Here is a 24,207-nt window from a genome sequence, read left to right on the forward strand (position 1 = left end):
GCAAAGTGAACTGAAAATCAACCATTTACAAATGGCGGAAGGTTTCCAGCTTATCCAGCAAACTGAATAGCGCAGTGCGAATCTCAGCAGCAGTTAGCTCATAGTCCTCACGCGTGCCACCAAATGGATCAGAAATATCGAAGCTCGGAATACGCTGGCGAATCTCTATCATCCGCTGCAGATCCGTTGCATTCGGTTCACCACCAAGGGCTAAGCTCAACTCCGCATCTGCGTAAAGGCTGTCCAATTCCTTGATATCTTCCGTCACCGCATCTTCATCATGCACGTATTCCTTCAATGTATAGGTTTTCGTTACAGCATCCGGAAAATACTGCAATAAATGCTGCTTATGCCCACCCGTCAAGGTCAGCACAAGGTCGGCCCAAGCGACAGCTTGACCTGTCAATTGTGACGACTCCATTGAATCATGAATTCCTTCTTCCTGCAGTATAGCCGCAGCATGTCTTGATATAGAAGTACCGGAAATGGCGGATACACCTGCAGACCGCACTTCCAGGTCGATTCCACGTTCCTTCGCGAGCTTTCGTAAAAGCCCCTCAGCCATAGGACTTCGGCATGTATTCCCGGTGCAGACGAATAAAATATGCAGCATGTTTTGCACCCCCATGAAATTAAATATTCTAATGCCGTTATTGTATCAAAAGATGAATAGCAAGCCAAACCCAAGAAGTATTGCACCGCCTAGCGCTTCTCCATAATCCCCGAGACCACGACTGACATGCCGTCCAATTAGCAACCCTAGAATCGACATTAGTCCCCCGCAAGCACCGAAAGCTAAGATGGTCAAAAGTACTCCATTCACAAACATCCCCAGTGATACACCCACGGAGAAAGAGTCAATACTGACACTGAGCGAAAGAAGAATCATCCCCCACAAGGTTCGATGATCCATAGCTCGTGAGCTTCCTGTATCCGGACGAAAGGAGTTGTACACCATATGCCCGCCCAAAAGAACTAGAAGACCTCCAGCAGCATAAGTCGTTACTTGACCTAACAGGTGTCCGACATAACTTCCTGTCAATAAACCCAGGAGAGGCATCAGCATATGAAAAACAGCAATGAGCAGACTCATTTGCAGAACATGCAGCAGACGAATACCTTTCATCCCGATCCCTACACCGAGCGAAAAGGCATCCATCCCTAATGCAACCGCCATTATAGTAATGGTAACAATCTGCCCCCATTCGGTATATACATCTCCTAAGCCCATGCTTAACCCCCCAAGTCCGAAATATCTTGTACAACAACGATATGCGGACAAGGGGGTAATCATGACTTCATATGGGAGTCATATACGAAAAAGCAATGCCGTGGTTATCCGGCGTCGATGACAGATCCGCCGGCGGCTTTCATAAGCCGGTTCATGATTGCAGCGCCGAGGCCGGTATACGGAGAAGCCTCGGCTAAGATGTAAGTCGCTCCCGCTTCATCGAAGCGCCGCAAGGCGGCATATAGGGAGCGAGCCCCTTCCTCCGGCGAGGATAACGAGCCGAGGGAAAGGACACAGGCGGCAGGGTCGGCGGGATAAAGGGCCTTATGCTCATCGAAGAGGAGTAAGCCCGTGACCTCGCCGTTTAGCTGCGCCGCCTGAAGTTGACTTGCGGCTTCGTCCGCCACGCGCTGCGGGGAAGAGCCGCGCACTACAGCAAGCCAGCCGCGCGGCGCGTAGTGCGTGTACTTCATGCCCGGCGCGCGCGGTGCAGAATTGTCGCCAGCAGCATCCGCACCATGCTGCTCAATAGTTGCGGAAGCCCTTTCGAAAGGCTCACGATTGTTAACATTCAGGCAATCCGCTGAAGATTGTGCTGTAGTTGCTTTAGCTGTGATTGGCTCAGCAGTACTGGAATCAACAACAGAGATTGTCGTCCCCGAATTAGCCATGACAGTAGCGGCTGCGGTTGCTGAAACAGTTGCCTCAGCTTTACCGGGCTCTGAGCTTACTACCTCTGCTCCCACCACTGCAGCCAATTGTTCCGAAGTAATCCCGCCGGGGCGCAGCACAGCAACTTTTCCGTCAGGCTGTACCTGCACGACTGTTGACTCTAGTCCAACTCCAGCAGCACCACCATCAAGGACGCCATCAATGTATCCAGCCAAATCTTCCATCACATGCGAAGCTAATGTCGGGCTCGGGCGACCCGAACGATTAGCACTGGGCGCCGCAACTGGACAACCTGCGGCACTTATCAGTGCTAGAGCTACCGGATGATCCGGCATCCGCACACCAACCGTATCCAAACCCGCCGTCACACAGGGCGACAGTACACCTTCACGAACAGGAAGCACAACTGTCAGCGGACCAGGCCAATAAGCTGCCATCAGCGCGGCCGCCTTAGGATGCACCTCTGCAACAAGCTCGTCCAAAGCTGCCGTATCCGCAATATGCACAATTAACGGATTGTCAGAGGGCCGTCCTTTTGCCGCAAAAACAGCCTCAACTGCCGCCGTATTTCGGGCATCCGCCCCTAGCCCGTAGACGGTTTCGGTTGTAAAAGCCACGGTTCCGCCTTCACGAAGCATTGTTGCTGCCTCCGCTATCGCCAGCTTGTCAGCTTCATTCGGCTGAAATACCTCAGAGTTCGTTCCCTCAGCGGAATTCAACTTCCAGTATACAGTCTCATCTCTATTTCCACTCCGCCGCTGAACGGCGAATAAAGGATTATTGTGTTCATTCATTCTCATCACAGGCTTTCTAGAAGATATAATTTAGCTTAGCAAAAAAACGGCCCCTGTAGGGAGCCGTGATAGATCTGCTTATAAAATAGTAACACATCTGGGGTCTTACGACCATAATCCACTGATCCAGTTCCAAAGGTTTTGCAGCAGCTCCCAGACGAAGAACCGTACCTCTGGCTCAGCAGCAGTTTCTCCTGATGAAGCACTTCCTGCCGAGGAATCAGCCTGCACTGTTTTTGCAGCTGCTGATTTCACCTTAGCACTGTTATCCGCACCAGCAGCGGACACTGTTTTTGTACCTTTGTCAGCAGCAGGTGCTGCCGCATCTCCAGAGCCTGCATCGATAAAGCAAAGCGGAGGAAACAGTACACACCACCAATTTTGCCCCTTGCCCGCACCAAGTGTGACCCGAACAGCTTCATACTCCCCAGCAGGATAGACGGTGCCACCGTATAATTTGGTTGGAAAAGGGACTACGCCCAGCTCCACTTTATAGGAATATTCAATGCCCCGTTTCTCCAGCTCTGATCCAACCAACGCGTTAAGCTCCGGCAGATGATTTCTAATCAGAGCACGTGCCTGCTCCAAGCTCTGTGGATCCTCAAGAGCGGATACCCACTGGTTCATTTGCTCCACAATTTTATCGCGAATTTGCCGTTTCACCAGCTGATCTTGCGCTCCGTCAGAATTAGCTAGAATACGTAACCGGATAGATTCTTGGGGAATAGATACTTCAGCTACTGCAGCATCGGTTTTTTGACCTTCCCAAGCCATCATGAGGACCATAAAAAAACAAATTAAAATGGCAGTATACTTAAAAGTTACACGTAAGGAATCTCTTTTATCCATATGATTATCGTTCATTTGTTGCAGCCCCTCTCCTCTTAACTCTCATGCTAGTAGTATGCCCGGAGATAAGAGACTGCAAACCTATGAATCTATTAAAATTATAACTTCAATGCCAGCTCCTTATGCAGCTGCAAATCTTCCTCTACATCCTGCCCATAAAGATGCACGCTCATCACGACCCCCATGCTGGCCATATTAATCAGAAGAGACGTGCCTCCATAACTGATAAACGGAAGTGTTATTCCTGTCAACGGCATCAGGCCGATAAAAGCTCCAACATTCTCAAGAATTTGATACAACAGCATAGCCGTAATTCCAATGATTAGAAATGGTCCGCTACGCTCCTTACTCTCGAGAGCAATCAATATCATCCGATGCAGCAAAATAAAAAAGAGCAAGAGCAGTAGCGCAGACCCCACAAATCCAAACTCCTCGGCAATCTGCACGAATATCGCATCCGAATAGGTATATGGGACACGATTATTCTGCACAGAGCTGCCCTGCATATATCCCTCTCCACTCATTCCCCCGGAGGCTATAGCTATTTTGGCATTTTTCGTGTGATAGCTTGCCTTATCTGTCGCTAAATCAGGTACCAGCCAAGGGTCAAACCGCTCCACTAAATGATCCTTACCAATGCCTTCAAAAAATTTGACTGCCTCATCATGATAGTTTATGTAGCTCAAAATCCCAGCAAGGCCGATCCCACCCACTATAAGCAAACCGATGAGCGCATGCGACAGTTTGATATTCCCGATCCATAGAAGCCCAATCAATATTACGATGTAGCTAAGGGCATTTCCCAAATCATTTTGCATAATGACTATACCAAATGGAATGAACGTAAGAATGGTGAGAGGAACAATCCCTTTCCAGAAGGTTAAGGTAGACCCTTGTTTTCGAATTAAGATCGATGATAAAAAAAGAATCAATACCAATTTAAACAGCTCGGCAGGCTGAAACCTAAGTCCACCGATCTCAAGTCCCAATTGAGCACCGTTCTCTACTTTACCAATAAAACTAACCGACACTAACAAGACTAAGCCCAAGAGATAAATATAAAGTGCATGTTTAACAAATATCTTAAAGTCCACAAAAGCGAGCACAATAAAAACTACAAAACCTAAAATATAGTATTTAAGCATTTGTAAATGAAATCCATCCAATTTCATCGGAGGCGTTATTCTTCCATTGGTTACACTGTATATTGAAAAAATACTAATCACCATCAGCATAATCAGAACAGTAACGATTACCTTATCAATCCTTTTGAACTTTTGAAGCATCTGCAAGCCCCTTACTCTGTTAAGGTTTCAACTCTCCTCTCTCAGGGAAAGTCGTTCCTTTCTATTGTAGAACATTCGTGAATATAATTCCAAATTTATGTAGCCAATCTATAAAATATCTTTCTATTAAAATTATACTCTGACGTGATTTTACTCTATGATCCAAACCTAACGGACTCCGTAGACTTTATTTATGGATTTATTGCTTCACGGGAACTTTTGCGGACTCCAGAGTCGTTATTACTTGCCATTTTGCAGTAAATCCAGTCTTTTTGATCAAATAACGTCTTTGCGGTCCGATACTATCCAATACGTAGTTAATATTCGAGTATAAGGGCATCTGAGTCCGAGTCAGGATACAAATACAAATACGAATACGATACAAATACAAATACGAATTGCTTCCAGCCTGCTTACCTGAAACGGCCCGTATTACGTATTACACCAATCCGACGAAGCCGTCCTCCATCAAAAAGAACCGCCAGCACCCCTATTAAACAATAAGGACCTGACGGTTCTACTTTATTTCATGGTTACACCTGTTTGGCAGTTGCATAAGGAGTAGGTTTAGGAAAATCCTCTTCCACTTCTTGCCCGTGCAGGCGCACACTCATTACCAAACCAATGCTGGCCATGTTGATAAGCAGTGATGTACCCCCGAAGCTGATGAAAGGTAACGTAATACCAGTCAATGGCATCAAGCCGATAAATGCGCCGATATTCTCAAAAATCTGATACAACATCATCGCGACAACACCGACAATCAGGAAAGGGCCAGCTCTATCCCTAGACTCCAGCGCAATCAGAATCATCCGGTGAATCAAAATAAAGTACAGCAGCAACACAAACGCCGAACCTACAAACCCAAATTCTTCGGCAATCTGCACAAAGATAGAATCTGAATACGTATATGGCACCCGATCCGTCTGAACGGAGCTGCCGTTCATGTAGCCTTCGCCACTCATTCCACCTGATGCAATCGCCAGCTTGGCGTTTTTAGTATGATAAAGGGCTTTGGCTGTTGCCTTGTCTGGAACAAGCCAAGGATCAAAACGTTCAATCCAGTGAGATCGTCCAATATCCGTAAGAAAGGTTTTAATTTCATCATGATAATGGATATAACTCATAATTCCCGCAATCGCAGAACTAGCCACGATGACCAGCCCGATTAATGCATGCGTGTATTTAATATTGCCAATCCACAACAGACCCGCAAGAATCACAACGTAAGACAAGGCATTCCCAAGGTCATTTTGGGTAAGGACAATAAGGAACGGAAACAAGGTCAGAAGGCCGAGCGGCACAACATCCCGCCAGAACAGAAGCTTACTCTTATTCTTGCGGACAAGCATGGCTGCCAGAAAAAGAATTAATATCAGCTTGAACAGCTCTGCAGGCTGCAGACTCAGGCCCCCCGGCAGGGTCAACCAGCCTTGCGCATTATTTTTGGTCTCGCCCAAAAAGCTGACGAGCACCAGCATCCCTATCCCAAACAGATAAATATATATCGCATATTTCACTAATATTCTGTAATCCAAAAAGGTCATTCCAATAAAAGCTACAAAACCAATAGCATAATACATCATCATACGAATATGATGTCCGTCCAGCTTCTCTCTTCCATGAGTAACGCTATATATGGCGAAGATGCTGACCACCATGAGTAATAACAGAACGACTACAATAGCACCATCAATCTTTTTAATCTTCTGAAGCACGCTCTGCCTCCCTACTCTATATCTGGGCTTTCTTTATGATCCCCTAAGAAATCCTGCTAAATTCTATTGTAAAGGAAGTCGGATTGAAAATACAATTTCTCTACTCCGGACAAAATGAACCCTCTGCATAGCAGGCAATATTATCTCGTTATGCCTAGCACATGACGCGGGATTCCAGCCAGATCATTAATGGTGATAATCTCGGTCCAATGGCCCGCTGCCGCAAGGAGTGCAGCGACTTGCTCAGCTTGACCGAAGCCAAGCTCAAAGCCGATCAGGCGCGGCGGTGCCGGGAGCAGCGTCAGCTGCTCCATCATGCGGCGGTACGGGTCCAGCCCGTCCGCTCCGCCATCCAGCGCAGTGCGCGGCTCATGGTCGCGCACCTCACGCTGCAGCCCGGCGATATCCTCGCCGGGGATGTATGGCGGGTTGGAGACGAGAATATCCGTCTCCATCCCCGCGAACGGCTCGAGCAGATCGCCGAGCCGAAAGTCCACAGCTGTGCCATTGCGCAAAGCGTTGCGCTCGGCCACAGCCAGAGCCGCCGGCGAAATATCGCCGGCGCAGACCCGCCACGCCGGCGCTTCCGCCGCCAACGTGACGGAGATCGCACCGCTGCCGGCGCCGATATCGACGGCGGTCAGCGGTCTTGCGGCGCGCACGTCCCCCGCGCCGCCCGCGCTATCCAGCGCCGCTTCGCCCGGCGTTACGATGCCGTCCGGCCAAAGCTCCGCGCCGTAACGTAAAATCGCCTCGACGAGCAGCTCCGTCTCCGGCCGCGGAATAAGCACGTCAGGCGTCACCTCAAAAGGCCGCCCGTAGAATTCTTGCTCGCCGATGATATACTGCACCGGCTCACCAGCGCCCCGGCGGGTAACTCCCGCCTCAAATGCTTCCTTAACCGCAGCTGGAAAAGGATCTGCCAGCGCCATGTAATAAGCTGCGCCAGACACTCCAAGCACATGCTCCAGCAGCAATTGTGCACTGCGCTGCGGTTCATTGCAGCCGCTCCGGCTCAAAAAAGAAGAAGCCTCCGCAAAGGCTTCCCGGATGCTTTTGACTTCCGACATGACATATACGCCATCGTTCAAAGCATTATTCTCCATTATCCATATTATCCATCAAGTCAGCTTGTTCAGCGATTGAAAGGGCTGAGATAATTTCAGTGATTTCTCCGTTCATAACCTGCTCCAAACGGTGCAGTGTCAGGCCAATACGATGGTCTGTAACCCGGCTCTGCGGGAAGTTATACGTCCGAATGCGCTCACTACGGTCACCCGTACCTACTTTGCTCTTCCGTTCCCCAGCATACTTCGCTTCTTCTTCCTGCCGTTTCATATCAGAGATACGGGCACGAAGCACTTGCAGCGCTTTTTCTTTATTGGAGTTCTGTGACTTACCGTCCTGACAGGTAGCAACGATGCCTGTAGGTACATGGGTTACACGTACTGCAGACTTGGTCGTATTTACAGACTGTCCGCCTGCACCACTTGAACAGAAGGTATCCACGCGAATATCTTTATCATGGATCTCGATCTCAAAAGCCTCAGCTTCCGGCATCACAGACACCGTAGAAGTAGAGGTATGAATACGACCTCCGGATTCGGTCGCTGGGATACGTTGTACGCGATGCGCACCACTTTCGTATTTCAGCTTACTGTATGCACCACGGCCGTTAATAAGGAAGATTACCTCTTTGAATCCACCAAGATCACTCGCGTTAACATCCATTAACTCAACGCGCCATCCTTGTGCATCAGCATAACGAGTGTACATCCGGTAAAGGTCTGAAGCGAACAATGCTGCTTCATCTCCACCCGCTGCACCACGAATTTCAACGATTACGTTCTTATCATCATTCGGGTCTTTAGGCAGCAGCAATACGCGGATTCTCTCTTCCAGCTCCACTTGACGTTTGGAAAGGTCATCAATTTCCATCTTGACCATTTCTTTCATCTCATCATCAAGCTTTTCGCCTTGCATCTGCTTAGCAGCTTCAAGCTCTTCCATTACACTCTTATATTCAGTATACGCCTCAAATGCGGGCTGTAGGTCTGATTGTTCTTTGGAATAGTCCCTCAGTTTCTTACTGTCGTTTGCAACATCCGGATCACAAAGCAGTTCACTGAGCTTCTCATAGCGGTCCGCCAGGGATTGCAATCGGTCCAACAAGGGAATTCACCTCTCCTGATTCAATTTCAAATTCGCAAATATAACATCAAATTTGTACTGTCATAAAAATAGATATACGACTTTATATTATACCAAAGATATTGTGAAATGGCTACAGTTCCGTACGCACAATACCTTAATAAAAAGCTTATATTTTTAAAAAGGATCATCCCAGCAATAGAAACTCCCACTGCTCGAGATGACCCCTTTATCATTCGTACACTTAAACCTTCTTAAACGTTAAAACGGAAATGCATTACGTCGCCGTCTTGCACCAAATATTCTTTACCTTCAAGACGTAGTTGACCACGTTCCTTCGCACCGTTCATGGAACCAGCTGCCACAAGATCCGCGTAAGCCACTACTTCAGCACGGATAAATCCGCGTTCGAAATCTGTATGAATCACACCGGCAGCTCCAGGTGCCTTGGTGCCGCGGCGAATCGTCCACGCCCGAACTTCCTGAACGCCTGCTGTGAAATACGTATACAAGCCAAGCAGTTTATAAGCCGCTTTAATCAACCGGTTAAGGCCGGATTCTTCCAGTCCCAGCTCTTCCAGGAACATAGCTTTATCTTCGCCTTCAAGCTCAGCAATTTCTGCTTCCACCTTAGCACTGATCGGAACCACTTCTGCACCTTCAGTAGCTGCGAAATCACGAACTTGCTGTACATAAGGATTGTCCTCAGCACTTGCCACTTCATCTTCACTTACATTCGCCGCATACAGCACTGGCTTCAATGTTAACAAATGAAGATCACGGATAATAAGCTTCTCGTCATCAGACAATTCTATACTGCGTGCAGGTTTATCTTCGTAGAGCACTTCTTTGACGCGTTCTAGCAGTTCAACTTCTTGAGCGTATTTCTTGTCGCCGCCTTTGATATTCTTACGGGAACGCTCAATCCGCTTCTCAATGCTCTCAATATCAGCAAGAATCAGCTCCAGATTAATGGTCTGGATGTCGCTGATCGGATTTACTTTTCCATCAACGTGGGTAACGTTCTCATCTTCAAAACAACGAACCACATGCACGATAGCATCTACTTCACGGATATGGGCCAGGAACTTGTTTCCTAGTCCTTCTCCTTTACTCGCACCACGCACGAGACCAGCAATATCAACAAATTCAAAAGCAGTAGGTACGGTCTTGTTCGGCTGTACCAGCTCAGTCAGTTTATCAAGACGTTCATCTGGAACTTCAACAACACCAACGTTAGGGTCAATGGTACAAAAAGGGTAGTTAGCGGATTCTGCTCCCGCTTGCGTTATCGCATTAAACAATGTGGATTTTCCTACGTTAGGAAGTCCGACGATTCCAGCTTTCAAAGCCATTTATATGACAACTCCTATTTTCAGCTAAATTGATCATCCGAATAAGCTATACGATCTAAACCATTATATATTAGAACATATTCGCCAGCAACACCGGATGTCAAGCAGATGTGTCCGAACGCGCAAGCTCTAATACCTTTTTTATCGCCGGCTGGTCCAGTAATGGCTTAGATTTATCTGGATCAACCTCCACATCAGGCACAGTCTTTACCTCTTCATTACAACTTCCATCAGAATTCAGACCCATTTCAAAGGAAAACCTGAATACATAACCGCTATTTGGCAATGCAACAACAAGCGGATCTATCCCTAGTCCATCCCCACCTGTCCTGCCGCCTACAACCGTTGCAAACCCGGTGCCTTTTGCAAAGGCTGCAAGACCTTCCGCTGATGAATACACAGAGCTATCAACCAGCAAATAGATTTTCCCTTCAAATCCAACAGATTTATTAGGAGTTACTACATCATTTATTTTTCTATATGTCTTGAACATCTTTAAAGCCTCAGATGGCAGATTAGGCAGTTGCTCATCTTTGATGCCGGAAATAGGTTGTTGCCCGGCTGTGATCTGACGTGCCTGCATAAAAGTCTCCGCATATTTGCCTCTTGTATAAAGGAAGTATGTATTATATTCGATAGGTTTATTAATCAACAGAGGAACAATATGAATTCTCCAATAATTACTGTTTCCTCCCCCATTTCCGCGGATATCTAATATTAATGTCTTATAGTCCTTTACCTCTATTAAAAAATCATGGATCTCGGAGCTGTCCATCTCCATGAGACTCCCGTCAAAGCTTTGCATACCGAGATAAGCGATTCGATCGGGCTCTATAATGACTTTTTTTACATTCCCAGAAGTCTTTTTTGTTACATCTCCTACTCCATCTCCACCATTATGCATATCGTTATTGATATCATTAGAGTTTTGCTGCTCCGTTAAAGGTTTCTGGTTGTAACGGGCCAATACGTTAGGCTGTTGAACCACGTCGATCCAAGGTTCATAACCAAAACCTGCTTGAACATAGGTATGTAGATACCAAGGATATTCCTCCTTGGATATAAAATTCGTATGCCCATTGTTTAATCTGCTAAGGACAAATCTCATTCGTCTCAAAAACTCATCATCCGATTTCACGGCTGCTATTTTATTGCGGTATTCCTCTTTTTTAGCAAGCCAATCCTCTCCATTGAGACGTTTATTCACCTCTAGGAAAGGATAGTTCTCCTCAATAATCTTCCACATGTAATCAAAATCTTCTAGCCTTTTTTCCACTGTCAATGAAGGCAACGCTACTTTCGATTGTTCTTCAACTACAGCTGAAGAGGCTAGCGGTGCAACCGGACTTGCCTGAACTTGCTCAGACTCAGATTTCTTCTTTCCTGGTAAATCGCCACTGTTGCAGCTAACCAGTAATAGTAATACTACTGCGGAAACAACCACCCACGATACAGTCCTTGGCCTCACCTTAATCCCCCCTTTTCTCTCTTTATGACTTAATCCATTTTCAGGAAGTTATTTTTTAATCATATTTTCCTAATCATCCTAAATCAAATATATTTATCACAATTATTTACATAATAATTCAGTAGAACAACAAAAAAAAGACCTCTTTCGAGGTCCTCACACTTATGGACTACAGATCTTTAGACATCGTGATGTCAGTTACGATATACCCCATTTTTTTGTATAGCTCAAAAGCGCGATTGTTCTGGCCGAAGACGTGCAACCCGATTTTGGTAACATTCATCTCCCGGGCTTCTTCATCGAGTGCGATCATAGCCTGCTTGCCATAACCCTTACTCTGGAACGGTTCAAAAACATAAAAATCATAAATGAAAGCCTCGCGGCCACCACGACCTTCACTTACGTTAAACCAGATATAACCCACCTGTTCATCACTGCTTATTTCTACTATGGAATATAGATAAGCACCATCTGTGTGCAGCCCTTTTGGCAAAGAGCGTGTTATAGCTTCCTCAGACAGCTTCATCGCGATCTCTGGATCCCAAGCACCGGCGCTGATCTTATCTTCCGCATAATCCCGGGTAGCTTGACCTAAGAAAAATTGAAAGGCCGACTCATCCATATGGATCAGTTTAATCATAATCTTACTCACTTCCTCGCTTCAATATTTACCATCCTATTTACGTATTAAACGGGAAGTTCCACGTAAAGTTGCTAAATCTGGAGCGCCAATACCAAACATTGCTATTTTCAGCTCCAGTTCTACCTGTGCTAATGCAGCATCCAGCGCCTCTTCAGAATCGACAGCCGGCCCTAACAGATTGCGGCCAAAGCCTGCCAGATCAGCTCCAAGTGCCAATGCTTTCGCTGCATCCACGCCATGTTTCAGTCCGCCGCTGCCAATCAAAGCGCCCTGCGGAGAAACTGCACGCACCTCTGTGATACAATCAGCTGTTGGAGTGCCCCAATCCGCGAAAGCCTCCGCCGCTGCCCGCCGTATAGGATCTACACTGCGGAACTTCTCCACCTGACTCCATGATGTCCCGCCTGCACCCGCAACATCAATAAAAGCCGCTCCTGCATTATAAAGACGTGCAGCTGCATCTCCATCAATGCCCCAGCCTACTTCTTTCACACCTACAGGGACTTCAAGTGCCCGGCATACCTTCTCTATCTGCGATAGCAAAGAGGCAAAACCAGTGTTCCCTTCCGGTTGAAAGACCTCTTGCAGGCCATTCAGATGTAGTACAAGAAAATCAGCACCTGCGATATCCACAGCCCGGCGACATTCCTCAATCCCAAAACCATAGGACAGCTGTACAGCACCAATATTGGCGATAACCGGAATATCAGGCGCTTGATCCCGCACATAAAAGGTTGCCGTAAGCTCAGAACGCTCCACTGCCGCCCGAACCGAACCTACACCCAGCGCCCAACCCCGACGCTGCGCAGCTGCGGCTAACCGGGCATTAATCGCTCCTGTAGCTGCACTGCCACCTGTCATCGAGCTGATGAGCAGCGGCGTACGCAGCTTACGATCCAAAAACGTAGTCTGCAATGATATATCGTCGAAATTCAGCTCTGGCAGAGCATTATGCTGAAATCTGTAATGTTCAAACCCTGTAGTCACACCGACGCCACCTACTTCCTCATTTAGGCAAAGGCGTACATGTTCAATTTTGCGTTCGCCTGTCTTCGATGTAGGCAATAAAGATCTTTTGTCAGAAGCCTCTGCAGCCGGTAGGTCCTTGCCATGATCTGCGCCAGACTGCCTAGTCGCATCATATGGCACGGCCTCTTCTGGCGTATGATTCATGCTGCGTTCCTCCTATTTCCAAACTCGATTTATTATAACATATCCCTACAGATGAATTTACAATATGAGGTTAGCGATTACAATTCTCCGGTTTCGTAATCATTAATTTCATAAACATCGTACTAATTGCTCAAACTCATTATAGCTAGCCGAATGTTATTTCATTACTGTTAAGGATATTTGGGCTGCTTCATTTCGCTCCACTAGGTGTTAATAGGTTGGTAATACACCGGAGCATAACAATCACAAGGAAGTGCTCTGCAATAATTTCAGGAGGAACTTCCATGAATTCAGATCGTCAGCAACCCGTTCACCCCTATAAACCTAAAGAAATAAACTACGCTCCCGGTTTAACTACGAAGAAACGTTCCGGTTCACGCCGCCGCAGAATGGCGTTATGGACTGTCTTCATTCTAATCCTCTGGCTAATCGGCGTAATGACTTACCAGACGCACAAACCTTTACCCAGCGGCATTTCCTATGAAAGCCCTATATACAAAACGAATCATGTATCCTTCTGGCACGACCTGACCTATTCGGACGGTACAGCCACGGGCACTCAAGAGAGTCAGATTCTTTCGAGGATTCTACAAATTATCGAGGAGTCCAAAGAATTTTTGGTGATTGACCTCTTTCTTTTCAATGATTATACCCATAAAGATCAGTCATTTCCTCCGGTCAGCCGAATGTTGACGGACAAGCTTATTTTACAAAAAACAACTTATCCTGAGATGGAGATCGTCTTCATTACAGATGAGGTTAATACCAATTACAACTCTGCACCCAATCATCTTCTGGAAGAATTGAAGGCTGCGGGGATTAAAGTGATTTTGACCGATGTAAATGCTCTACGCGATTCTACGCCTGCTTATTCCGCTGTCTGGCGTACCTTTATTCAATGGTTCGGACAGTCGGGCGAAGGCCGGATTCCCAATCTTATGGCCAGCGGAGGACCGGATATTACCGCACGTTCTTATTTGAAGCTACTTAATGTGAAGGCTAACCACCGTAAGGTAGTTGTTAGTGAGAATACCGCTCTAGTCTCCTCAGGAAATATCCATGATGCCAGCGCCTATCATTCCAATATCGCTCTGGAAGTACAAGGCCCAATTATTGCTGATATTCTCCAGACGGAACAAGCCGCGGCCAATCTTTCGGATGCAGGGCCACTACTCACTTATGAGCCAGACTTCACCAAGGAGAAGGATCAGCACTCTGAAGAATCTATGGAGGTCCGCTATTTAACGGAAGGAAAGGTATATAAATATGCACGGCAAGCCCTCCAATCTGCGCAGAAGGGTGACACCATTTGGATGGGTATGTTCTACCTTGCCGATGATGCCATTCTCGATGAATTGGTAGAGGCTACCGAACGAGGGGCTACGGTAAAATTGATACTGGACCCCAATCAGAACGCCTTCGGCCGTGATAAAATCGGCATTCCTAACCGTCCAGTTGCCATGAACTTGAACAAGCGCACGAACGGAGAGATCTCTATTCGCTGGTACAATACGACCAAAGAGCAATATCATCCAAAGTTGCTCTTCATTGCCAAACAGACTGGAAATTCCATCATTCTTGGCGGTTCCACCAATTTCACGACACGCAATCTGAATGACTACAACCTGGAGAACAATCTGTGGGTATCTGTAAAACAAGATCAGCCTCTTTATACCGAGATGGAAACCTACTTCAATCGAATGTGGAATAACGAGGACCATGAGTATACTCTGCCTCTTGAAGCTTATCAGGGGGAAGTAACTTGGTTCAAGTACATTCTGTTCCGGTTGCAGACCACCTTGGGTTTAACTACTTTTTAAAGCAAAAACCACCGCAGATGAGGGATAACACCCTCTGCGGTGGTTTTTGGGTTATAGTAACGGTGACATAAGCCGAGCAGCAGATTCCAGTATACGGATCACCATACGCTTATTCATAAATTCCTCATGCTCAATTAAGCTGGTAGATAATAAATCCCGTTCAAAATCAGCAACAATACGAGCAACGCTCTCCGTCTGAATCAGTAGTGCATTCACTTCAAAGTTAAGGTGGAAGCTGCGCATATCCATATTGGCCGTGCCAATGGTCGCTATTTCACCATCAACGATAAGCAGCTTCGAGTGGATAAATCCTTTTTCATATTCATAAATCTTCACGCCAGCTTCCAGCAACGCCGGAAAATAAGAGTGTGAAGCCAGAAACGGAATCCATTTATCCGGCTTAGCCGGGAATAACAATCGCACATCTAAACCAGAAACAGCAGCTACACGCAGTGCAGTTAAGATGTCCTCATCAGGAATAAAATATGGACTGGCAATCCACACCGATTTCTCGGCAGAAGTGATCATGGAGAAGAAAATGTTTTTGAGCGCACGACGTTCGTTATCCGGCCCACTAGCAATAATCTGTACGGCACCATCACCTGTCATAAAGCGAAGCTGCGGAGTAAGATAGTCTTGCTCCAGTATTTTTTCGCCCGTAGTGTGCATCCAATCTTGCAGGAAAATAATTTGCATCGTCCGTACCGCTTCGCCTCTAACCAACATATGTGTGTCACGCCAAAATCCATAAGTCTTACTGCGGCTTAAATATTCATCGCCTACATTGAGACCCCCCATGAATCCGACATCGCCGTCGATCACAACAATCTTACGGTGATTCCGGTAATTCACACGGCTGGAAAAAAAGGAGGTTGAATTTCCATACGAAGCCACCTGAACCCCGGCATCACTCATTTCCTTCAAAAAAGCTTTGGAAAGCTGAAAACTGCCAACGGCATCATACATAAATCTGACTGCAACACCGGCGCGAGCTTTATCGATCAGAATTTGTTTAATGCGTGTTCCAATGTGGTCCGCCCGGAAGATGTAATACTCCATATGAATGTGATGTTTAGCTTGACGGAGCTCCAACAATAACGTACCAAACGTCTCTTCACCATTAGTGAGGATACGTGTTTCTGATGCAAAGGAAATAGGAGTACGTGCTAAAGTTTTGGATAACAGCAGCAGTTTTTGGCGCGAGGGATCAAAGACTGACCAATCTTGGTGCGTACGTAAAGCGTCATTCTCAATTCTTTCGTAGGCCATAAGGTCTCTTTGTGCCTTTTTATCATATTTACGGCGTTTGAACACATTTTGCCCAAATAGAAAATAGAAGACCAGTCCCAGCACCGGGATCAACGCAAGCAATAAGATCCATGACATTGTTGTAGAAGGATTACGGTTCTCCATAAAAATAGCCAAGCTAATCGAAATGACTGTCAGAGTGGAGAAGATACTAATAATCGTTCCCGCAGTACTCCCAAAAATGCCGAAACCAAAATAATAAAATGCTATGAATGCCCCAATGATAATTATAGATTGAAGTCCTCTTCTCATACTCTACCTACCTTCTTATTCATACAAGCAACACGAAATTGACACATTTTATATATTACATGAAGAACACATTTCTTCCTAGCAAATTACTGTTTAAAGTCTATTTACGACAAAACTGTAACCCTTCTGTTCCGATATTTGTAATGCCTGGTTGTATAGAATATAATTATTCTGACCAACTAGTCAATTATAGAACCGGGTAGTCAGAAAGGAGGTTAATCCTTTAATGAATGATAAAACTGTTGATAAGCAGGAGCAGATTATTAAGATTGCTATGCAGTTATTCGCTGTAAAAGGCTCCTCGTCCACATCCATGCAAGAGATAGCTGAATTATGCGGGATTTCGAAGGGCAGTTTATATCTGGTATTTAAATCAAAAGAAGAACTGGAGCGCAGTATCTTCCTTTATTGTTATCGGATGATTCGGGATCCCTTGTTACGTGAAGAACAGGAAACCCGACGAACACCACGTGAGAAGCTTAGGAATCAGATAGAAATTCTGCTAAGTCATGTGTACGAATTACGTGAGTTCTTGCAGCGTCAAATTCAGGAGGTTGCGGGCAAAGGATTTGATACTGAAGTCCCGGACTGGCTGCGTAGAAACAACGCTTCCTTCTTAAGATGGTTCCAGGTAAAAATGGAGTTGCTCTACGGAAAAGACGTCGTTCCCTATACCGGAGATTTATGTATGATCGGACATGGTCTCATCAAATCTTATATTGCGGTTATTTTTCGTAAGGATACGCAGGTACCTATTGCCGATATGGCGGATCATCTAATGAATTTAATGGATATGATCGTGTCTGGCTTGCTTACTAGTAAACAGGCTCCACTAATCAACTCTGCTACTTTAGCAAACTGGATGGCGGAGAATGAGGAGAACAAACGAAAAAATCCATTACAGCTCATTAAAGAAATGAAGACTGCGATCAGTAAACTAGATAGTATAGCATCCGAAGAAGCAGCCGATCTGCTGGAATCGCTCAACATTCTGGAAGGTGAAGTGCTTATCCCTCACCCGCGAAAAGCAATCATTCAGGGGATGCTGTCCAACCTCCAATCCTGCTCTGAGCTCACAGCAGAATTGGAAGAGCTGAGGAAGCTAATTGCCTCAATTCCGCACAATTCATGTGTATTTCGTTAATTGACTCTAAGAAGAGTTCGGTAGAGAGAAAGTCATGGATAGTGAGTATTATGATTTTTTATAATGGCGCCCTATTTCGTAAAGAAGAGGGCCGAGAGGAGCAGAAACGAAACTTATGAAAAGCTTAATTAATTTCTCGCTCAGGAACAAATTTGCCATTTGGCTTCTGACGATAATTATTGTGTTTGCCGGTTTATATAGCGGACTGACGATGAAGCAAGAAACCTTGCCTAATATTAGTATACCCTATCTTAGCGTAACAACCATTTATCCGGGGGCCGCACCAGAAGGCGTCGTTAATGATGTCAGCAAACCGTTGGAGCAAAAGCTCCGCAATGTGGATGGTGTAAAGACGATCACCTCCACTTCTTTGGAGAATGCCTCCAGTATCCAAATTGAATTCGATTATGGAACAAATCTGGATAATGCTACAGCAGCAGTGCGCGAATCACTAAATGAAGTCTCATTGCCAGACAATGTGCAGAAGCCTTCCATTTCCCGCTTTAGTCTTAGCTCAATGCCTGTTGTCTCCCTCAGTCTTTCTAACGGGGATACCCAGGATCTTGAGGAACTGACCCGTATTGCTGAGAACGATATTCGCCCGGCCCTGGAGGATGTTGAGGGTGTCGCTTCTATCCAAATCTCTGGTCAATACGTCAAAGAAGTATCACTCAAATTCAATCAAGATAAGCTTAATCAATATGGACTGACCGAAGATACCGTTAAAGGTATCATTCAAGGCTCTTCCCTCCGTGTTCCACTCGGACTATTCGAGATGGACAAGGCTCAAAAGGCAGTTGTCGTGGATGGCAACATCACTACCGTTGAGGATCTTAAAAATGTGACCATTCCGGTAATGCCAACTGGCGCTAACGCTGCTGGTGCTGGAGCTACTGGAGCTACTGGAGCTACTGGAGCTGCCGGCGTTGATGCTGGTGCTGCTAACGGAGCTGCTGGTGCTGGTGCTGGAAATGCTGTTCCTGGCGGAGCTGCAAGTATGGGACTTCCAACCGTGAAGCTCGGAGAGCTGGCCACGATTGAGGTTGTGGGCAATTCCGAATCCATCTCCCGTACAAATGGTAAAGAATCGATCGGTATTCAGATTGTCAAAGCCAATGATGCCAACACTGTTGATGTTGTAAATGGCGTTAAAGACAAAACTGAAGAATTAAAAGCACAATATAAAGGCATTGACCTTACTGTTCTACTTGACCAAGGTAAGCCCATTGAGGACTCCGTAAATACGATGTTGTCCAAAGCGGTATTTGGTGCCTTATTCGCAGTAATTATCATTTTGGTGTTCCTGCGGAATATTCGTTCGACGATTATTTCTATCATCTCTATTCCATTATCCCTGCTGATCGCAGTGCTGTGTCTGCGGCAGATGGACATTACGCTTAATATGATGACACTGGGAGCGATGACGGTCGCGATTGGGCGGGTAGTCGATGACTCGATTGTAGTCATAGAGAACATATATCGACGGCTCTCCTTATCTGGTGAGAAACTGAAGGGTAGAGAATTAATCAGTGCGGCCACACGTGAAATGTTCGTGCCTATCATGTCCTCTACAATTGTAACCATCGCGGTGTTCTTACCACTTGCTTTGGTTAGTGGTATGGTTGGTGAGCTGTTCTTGCCTTTCGCTCTAACCATGGTCTTCGCCCTGCTCGCTTCATTAGTAGTTGCGATTACCCTAGTTCCTGCAATGGCTCACTCGTTGTTCCGTAATGGATTGAAAGGTAAAAAAACTCACAGCGAGAAACCAGACAAACTTTCTGCTGGTTATCAAAAGATTCTGAACTGGTGTCTTTCTCATAAGCTCGTTACTTTTGGAGTTGCCGTTCTTCTCCTTGCAGGCAGCTTGTTCTTAATCAAACCTATTGGTGTAAGCTTTATGCCATCCCAAGAGGATAAAACCGTAATGCTTACTTATTCACCAAAGGCTGGACAACGGATTGAGGAAGTTCAAGAGCAAGGTCTGAAAGCTGAAAAATACATTTTAGCGCAGAAGCATATAGACAAAATGCAATATTCCATTGGCGGCGGAAGCCCGATGGGTATGGGTGGATCCAGCAATTCAGGACTATTTTTCATCGTTTATGATAGTGACACTCCTGATTTTGAAGCTGTTAAAGAGAAGCTTATTGAAGGTTTGACCGCAGAAGTGCCAGATGGTGTATGGGGTGACATGTCCGCTCTGATGAGTGGAGGCATGGGTGGAAGCACTCTGACCGTGAATGTATTCGGAGATGAACTGGATCAGCTGAAGCCAGTCGCGGATGAGATTGCCTCAATCGTACAGGCTGACACCACTAATTTCAAAGACGCAGAAACAAGTCTCAAGGAAGCTTACGATCAATATACGATTGTAGCGGATCAACAGAAGCTTAGCTCCCTTGGACTTACAGCCGGACAAATTGCGATGAAGCTGAGTCCAGCAGGCACACGTCCAGTGCTCACAGAAGTAGAATTGGACGGCAAGAACTACAAAGTCTATATCGAAACAGATAAAGAAACGTACAAGAGTATTAAAGAAATGGAAGAGGCTACTTTGACTTCCCCACTAGGCATCTCCGTGCCAATCGGGCAAGTCGCTAAAATTGAAAATGGCTCCTCCCCTGACTCGATTACTCGTATGGACGGTAAAATGAAGGTAGATGTTACTGCCGAAATTATTTCGAGTGACGTGAATAGCGCTTCGAACAGCGTGAAAGAAAAAATAGACGCTATGGAATTGCCTGATGGTGTAACTGTTACCTTCGGCGGTGTAACCGAGCAGATCAATGATACGTTTGGTCAATTAGGAATTGCTATGGCGGCTGCTATTGCCATCGTATACTTCGTGCTTGTGGTTACATTTGGCGGTGGATTAGCACCATTCGCTATCCTGTTCTCACTTCCTTTCACAGTGATCGGGGTACTCGTTGCCCTTCTGATCGCTGGAGAAACCTTAAACGTGTCCTCGCTCATGGGTGCGCTGATGTTGATTGGTATCGTAGTAACGAATGCGATTGTCCTTATCGACCGCGTTATTCATAAGGAAAAAGAAGGACTCACTACGCGTCAAGCCTTGCTTGAAGCAGGTGGCACACGTTTACGTCCAATCCTGATGACTGCACTTGCAACGATCGGTGCATTGCTGCCATTGGTTACTGGACTTGAAAACAGTGCAGGAATTATCTCCAAGGGCCTCGGCGTGACCGTAATCGGTGGTTTGGTCAGTTCCACGCTTCTGACACTTGTAGTAGTGCCAGTCGTGTATGAATTCCTGATGAAATTCCGCAGCAAAAAGGTAATTGATTAGAACTATGATGTGAACAAGTAAATAGGCTCACACGAGAGGCTGTCTCCAAAGTAGTGAATTCTACTTATGAGGCAGCTTCTTTTTTTAGTAAAAGGCTGCACAGCGGATTCTTGCTTTAGCCAATAGACTGTGTGCTGTGCCAATGTTCAACGCCATTAGGGTGCTGATTAGAGAACGGTGGATGATGTGCGTTTGTGCGTGGTGGAGGCTAATGTACCGTGAACGTTTGCGATGTGCGGTATACAGCGGGTGATCTGCGTGGGTCGTTTGGACGGCGTACATTTGTGTTTACTGCGTTCTGTGTTTGGGCGATGTGCGGAGAGGATCTTAAACTAATTAGGGAAAAACTCCCTGAAAAAAGCCAATATTCGCTCTAAATGAACGAAATTAGGGAATTCCTCCCTGATAATAAGGGGGATTTCTTTAATTACCACCGAAACAGCTATACTTTAGGGAGGTTTTCCCTCATTTTTAGTCTGATGACGAGAAACTCTAATATTCCAGGGATAAATTCCTCAATTAGTCTATCGGTGCTTCAGTTGGGCAACAAGACTGCGCTTCGATTGGTACTTCAATTAATGCTTCAGTTGGTGCTTCATTTAATCATCATTTAGTGCTTCACACAACGCTTCTTTTCTACTTGACCAGCACGCAAAAGCCCGACCTATCAATTAGGCCGGGCTTTCTAATATTAAATGCTTGTAGCTGCACTGCTCTCCAGTGAAGCTCTCCAGGAACGAAGCATTTGCAGATCAAGTGGCAGAAATTCCTCAAGCATATGTGAGAGGCCTAGATATAGCGGACTATCCGTTGCTGCATTCAGTTTCTGACAGAACTGCGGTGTCCATTGCAGTAGATGCTTTTCCAAAAAGGACTCCTGAATATCAAGCAGCTCCATAGCACTTCTTATTGAAAAGCTATTGTAAAGCATACGCTCATGCATGACTGCCATAAATTCGAGCTCAATAGCAATATGATCATCGGCTTCACCATTACACTTATTGAATACAATTCCAGCGGAGGTGTACACATCCGCAAGCACGTTACAGAAATCCTCCGAGCGTCCTAAAATCGCTGCTTCGCGCAATTTAAAAGAACTAACGGACTGTTCTTGCATAAGCCGTTTATATTCTTTGCTCTCTTTCTCGCATATCATTGGCAGCTTGTTCGGTTCCTGACTCAAATAGCGCTTCAGCTCCCGACCGCCTTCCGTCATCTCAGCCGCTACACTCATCTGGCGATTGCGGCTCCATTGAGCCACTAGAGAGAGTGATGGTTTTCTACCCAAAAAATCCACTAAAAGCTGATATATTAATCCCCGACTTTCCAACCAACGGCTAAAAGCCTCCGGAACGGTGAGCGATGGAACAGTATGTGTACTCATTTTGCAAATCCTCCTCAATGGTTTCCCGGTCACTCTCCGTCACATTACCGACGTGCGGTTTCCGGTATCCTATCTGTTTTCGCAAAAGTGAACGTTAAAACTAATCCGCACCTAGATTATATCGGATATTAAAAGCGCTTTCCGTGAGCATTCTATGTCTAAAAACTTTATTTGTCGTACTTTTGTCACACTTTCCGTTGTTCAATATGCGTTATCTTCTTATCTAGTTTGTCCAGTTTTATGTAATGAAACCCTGTCGTCCAGAACTTTGCTCATTGACGTGAATCCAAGCGATCTTTAAAATTCTAAACAAGTATAAACATCTTCGCGTTCTGTCCTATTAGGGACGTTATGCGTGTATACGAGAAAGTATAAGAGCAATTTATCAGCCAGATTTAAAGGAAGGGAGCAACGCCATGGAGCCGCTGACGGACCCTTTTGGACGTTTACACGATTACATCCGCATTTCGGTTACCGACCGCTGCAACCTGCGTTGCATCTATTGTATGCCAGCGGAAGGGATGCAATTCCAACCGCAGGACGAGATTCTGAGTTACGAGGAAATTACCGCAGTCGTTAAGTCGCTAGCCCCTCTTGGATTACGTAAAGTACGACTAACTGGTGGAGAACCTCTTGTCCGCAAAGATCTGGAAAAGCTTGTTGCTATGATATCTGCGATCCCAGGTATAGAAGATATTTCGCTGACTACAAATGGTTTAATGCTTCCAGCCAAAGCAGCACAGCTAAAAGAAGCCGGTCTGTCACGGGTAAACATCAGCCTAGACTCCTTACGGCAGGATCGATTTTCTATGATTACTCGTGGCGGCGAAGTCGCCAAGGTATTAAAGGGGATCGAGGCCGCACAAGCCGCCGGACTTCAACCGATAAAGCTTAACGTTGTATTGATGAAAGGAATTAATGACGACGAAATCAAAGACTTCATCTCCCTTACGCTGGAGAGTCCTCTAAATGTACGCTTTATAGAATACATGCCGATTGGCAGTGCTACTGATGCTTGGCGCCAGACTTATCTGCCTCTGGAAAGGGTTGTAGAAGCTTGTACTGAGGCTGGTTGGGAAACGGAAGCGGCAGAAATGCCCTCCGGGAATGGCCCTTCCCAGAATCGGCGGGTTGTCGGATCCCCTGGTACATTCGGCCTGATTCATCCGGTGAGCGAGCACTTCTGCGATAATTGCAACCGCCTGAGACTTACCGCAGATGGGCACATCAAAGCTTGCCTGTATTGGGCAGATGAATACAATGTCCGCCCTTTGATAAGCGATCCTGCTGCTGTGCAGGCCTTATTCCGGAAAGCGCTGGGCAACAAACCCCATAATCATGAAATGGCCTTAGCTCTGGAGAAAAAAGCACAGAGCCACACGCCGACAGCTCGGCGCATGTCTCAAATTGGTGGATAAACGTCCATCCCGGTATTATAGTTCCTCTTTTAATTGCATAAATACAAAAAACGCCGCTTTCCCACTGAACGATCTGGGAAAGCGGCGTTGTGCTTAAAGCTTAGCGATGAGCTATTCAATCACTATTAGAGAGATAGAGCTTCGAGCAGCTTAGAAATAGTCGCCGCCGCCTCGGCTCTTGTAGCCTTTTTCTCAGGACGGAAGGTATTGTCTTCGAATCCACCCAGAATACCG

At 46.1% G+C, this 24,207-nt stretch carries 19 protein-coding genes; 4 read left to right on the forward strand and 15 right to left on the reverse strand.

The genetic code is table 11. The features are described 5' to 3' along the window. Positions 1–25: 25 nt before the first annotated feature. The 12 genes from MHB37_RS29735 to fni all read right to left on the reverse strand — a co-directional run bounded on the left by MHB37_RS29735 (position 26) and on the right by fni (position 13,340). On the reverse strand, positions 26–613 hold the full coding sequence (locus MHB37_RS29735; RefSeq protein ID WP_036681588.1) for a low molecular weight protein arginine phosphatase: 588 nt from the start codon (positions 611–613) through the stop codon (positions 26–28). Between the two features lie 45 nt (positions 614–658). Next, positions 659–1,231 (reverse strand): manganese efflux pump MntP family protein, encoded by a 573-nt coding sequence (locus MHB37_RS29740; protein WP_038573646.1) that lies wholly within the window; start codon positions 1,229–1,231, stop codon positions 659–661. Positions 1,232–1,335: 104 nt separating this feature from the next. Continuing rightward, positions 1,336–2,697 (reverse strand): L-threonylcarbamoyladenylate synthase, encoded by a 1,362-nt coding sequence (locus tag MHB37_RS29745; protein ID WP_405169629.1) that lies wholly within the window; start codon positions 2,695–2,697, stop codon positions 1,336–1,338. A 105-nt stretch (positions 2,698–2,802) separates the two neighbouring features. Beyond that, on the reverse strand, positions 2,803–3,546 hold the full coding sequence (gene spoIIR, locus MHB37_RS29750; RefSeq protein ID WP_076099806.1) for a stage II sporulation protein R: 744 nt from the start codon (positions 3,544–3,546) through the stop codon (positions 2,803–2,805). A gap of 98 nt (positions 3,547–3,644) precedes the next feature. Continuing rightward, positions 3,645–4,832 (reverse strand): FtsW/RodA/SpoVE family cell cycle protein, encoded by a 1,188-nt coding sequence (locus MHB37_RS29755; protein ID WP_076123936.1) that lies wholly within the window; start codon positions 4,830–4,832, stop codon positions 3,645–3,647. 533 nt (positions 4,833–5,365) lie between these two features. Continuing rightward, positions 5,366–6,550, reverse strand: coding sequence for an FtsW/RodA/SpoVE family cell cycle protein (locus tag MHB37_RS29760; protein ID WP_405168783.1), 1,185 nt, complete (start codon positions 6,548–6,550; stop codon positions 5,366–5,368). Positions 6,551–6,690: 140 nt separating this feature from the next. Beyond that, entirely contained in the window at positions 6,691–7,620 is a 930-nt protein-coding gene (prmC, locus tag MHB37_RS29765) for a peptide chain release factor N(5)-glutamine methyltransferase (protein WP_405169630.1), read from the reverse strand. 25 nt (positions 7,621–7,645) lie between these two features. Next, a complete protein-coding gene (gene prfA / locus MHB37_RS29770; protein WP_036681601.1) occupies positions 7,646–8,722 on the reverse strand; it encodes a peptide chain release factor 1 in 1,077 nt (358 codons plus the stop codon). Between the two features lie 233 nt (positions 8,723–8,955). Then, on the reverse strand, positions 8,956–10,056 hold the full coding sequence (gene ychF, locus MHB37_RS29775) for a redox-regulated ATPase YchF (protein ID WP_036681604.1): 1,101 nt from the start codon (positions 10,054–10,056) through the stop codon (positions 8,956–8,958). 100 nt (positions 10,057–10,156) lie between these two features. After that, positions 10,157–11,524, reverse strand: a complete 1,368-nt coding sequence (locus MHB37_RS29780; RefSeq protein WP_143762346.1) for a S41 family peptidase — start codon at positions 11,522–11,524, stop codon at positions 10,157–10,159. A gap of 169 nt (positions 11,525–11,693) precedes the next feature. After that, positions 11,694–12,164 (reverse strand): N-acetyltransferase, encoded by a 471-nt coding sequence (locus MHB37_RS29785; RefSeq protein WP_232061473.1) that lies wholly within the window; start codon positions 12,162–12,164, stop codon positions 11,694–11,696. Between the two features lie 36 nt (positions 12,165–12,200). After that, entirely contained in the window at positions 12,201–13,340 is a 1,140-nt protein-coding gene (gene fni / locus MHB37_RS29790) for a type 2 isopentenyl-diphosphate Delta-isomerase (protein ID WP_081383175.1), read from the reverse strand. Positions 13,341–13,624: 284 nt separating this feature from the next. Between fni and MHB37_RS29795 the strand changes: the two genes are divergently transcribed. Next, positions 13,625–15,160: a phospholipase D family protein gene (locus MHB37_RS29795; protein WP_405168784.1), complete on the forward strand. Its 1,536-nt coding sequence runs from the start codon at positions 13,625–13,627 to the stop codon at positions 15,158–15,160. Between the two features lie 51 nt (positions 15,161–15,211). Here the strand turns inward: MHB37_RS29795 and cls are convergent, their stop codons facing one another. Further along, the gene (cls, locus tag MHB37_RS29800) at positions 15,212–16,720 is read right to left on the reverse strand and encodes a cardiolipin synthase (RefSeq protein ID WP_076123942.1); all 1,509 of its coding nucleotides are present in this window, start codon (positions 16,718–16,720) and stop codon (positions 15,212–15,214) included. A 226-nt stretch (positions 16,721–16,946) separates the two neighbouring features. On the opposite strand from cls, the gene MHB37_RS29805 reads away from it, so the two are divergent. Together MHB37_RS29805 and MHB37_RS29810 are read left to right on the forward strand one after the other, a co-directional pair. Then, on the forward strand, positions 16,947–17,864 hold the full coding sequence (locus MHB37_RS29805) for a TetR/AcrR family transcriptional regulator (protein ID WP_076276923.1): 918 nt from the start codon (positions 16,947–16,949) through the stop codon (positions 17,862–17,864). 115 nt (positions 17,865–17,979) lie between these two features. Beyond that, the gene (locus MHB37_RS29810) at positions 17,980–21,171 is read left to right on the forward strand and encodes an efflux RND transporter permease subunit (RefSeq protein ID WP_405168785.1); all 3,192 of its coding nucleotides are present in this window, start codon (positions 17,980–17,982) and stop codon (positions 21,169–21,171) included. A gap of 691 nt (positions 21,172–21,862) precedes the next feature. Here the strand turns inward: MHB37_RS29810 and MHB37_RS29815 are convergent. Continuing rightward, positions 21,863–22,555: a molecular chaperone gene (locus tag MHB37_RS29815; protein WP_076123947.1), complete on the reverse strand. Its 693-nt coding sequence runs from the start codon at positions 22,553–22,555 to the stop codon at positions 21,863–21,865. Between the two features lie 416 nt (positions 22,556–22,971). Between MHB37_RS29815 and moaA the strand changes: the two genes are divergently transcribed. Continuing rightward, positions 22,972–23,973 carry a GTP 3',8-cyclase MoaA gene (gene moaA, locus MHB37_RS29820; RefSeq protein ID WP_339170265.1) on the forward strand — a complete coding sequence of 334 codons (1,002 nt, stop codon included), beginning with the start codon at positions 22,972–22,974 and terminating at the stop codon, positions 23,971–23,973. 125 nt (positions 23,974–24,098) lie between these two features. Here moaA and MHB37_RS29825 read toward each other — a convergent pair whose 3' ends face one another. Next, complete coding sequence (locus MHB37_RS29825; RefSeq protein WP_081383200.1) at positions 24,099–24,203, reverse strand: S-layer homology domain-containing protein; 105 nt, start codon at positions 24,201–24,203, stop codon at positions 24,099–24,101. Positions 24,204–24,207 lie beyond the last annotated feature (4 nt).

Source organism: Paenibacillus sp. FSL H3-0286, from assembly GCF_045040705.1.
GTDB classification, from domain to species: domain Bacteria; phylum Bacillota; class Bacilli; order Paenibacillales; family Paenibacillaceae; genus Paenibacillus_AQ; species Paenibacillus_AQ odorifer.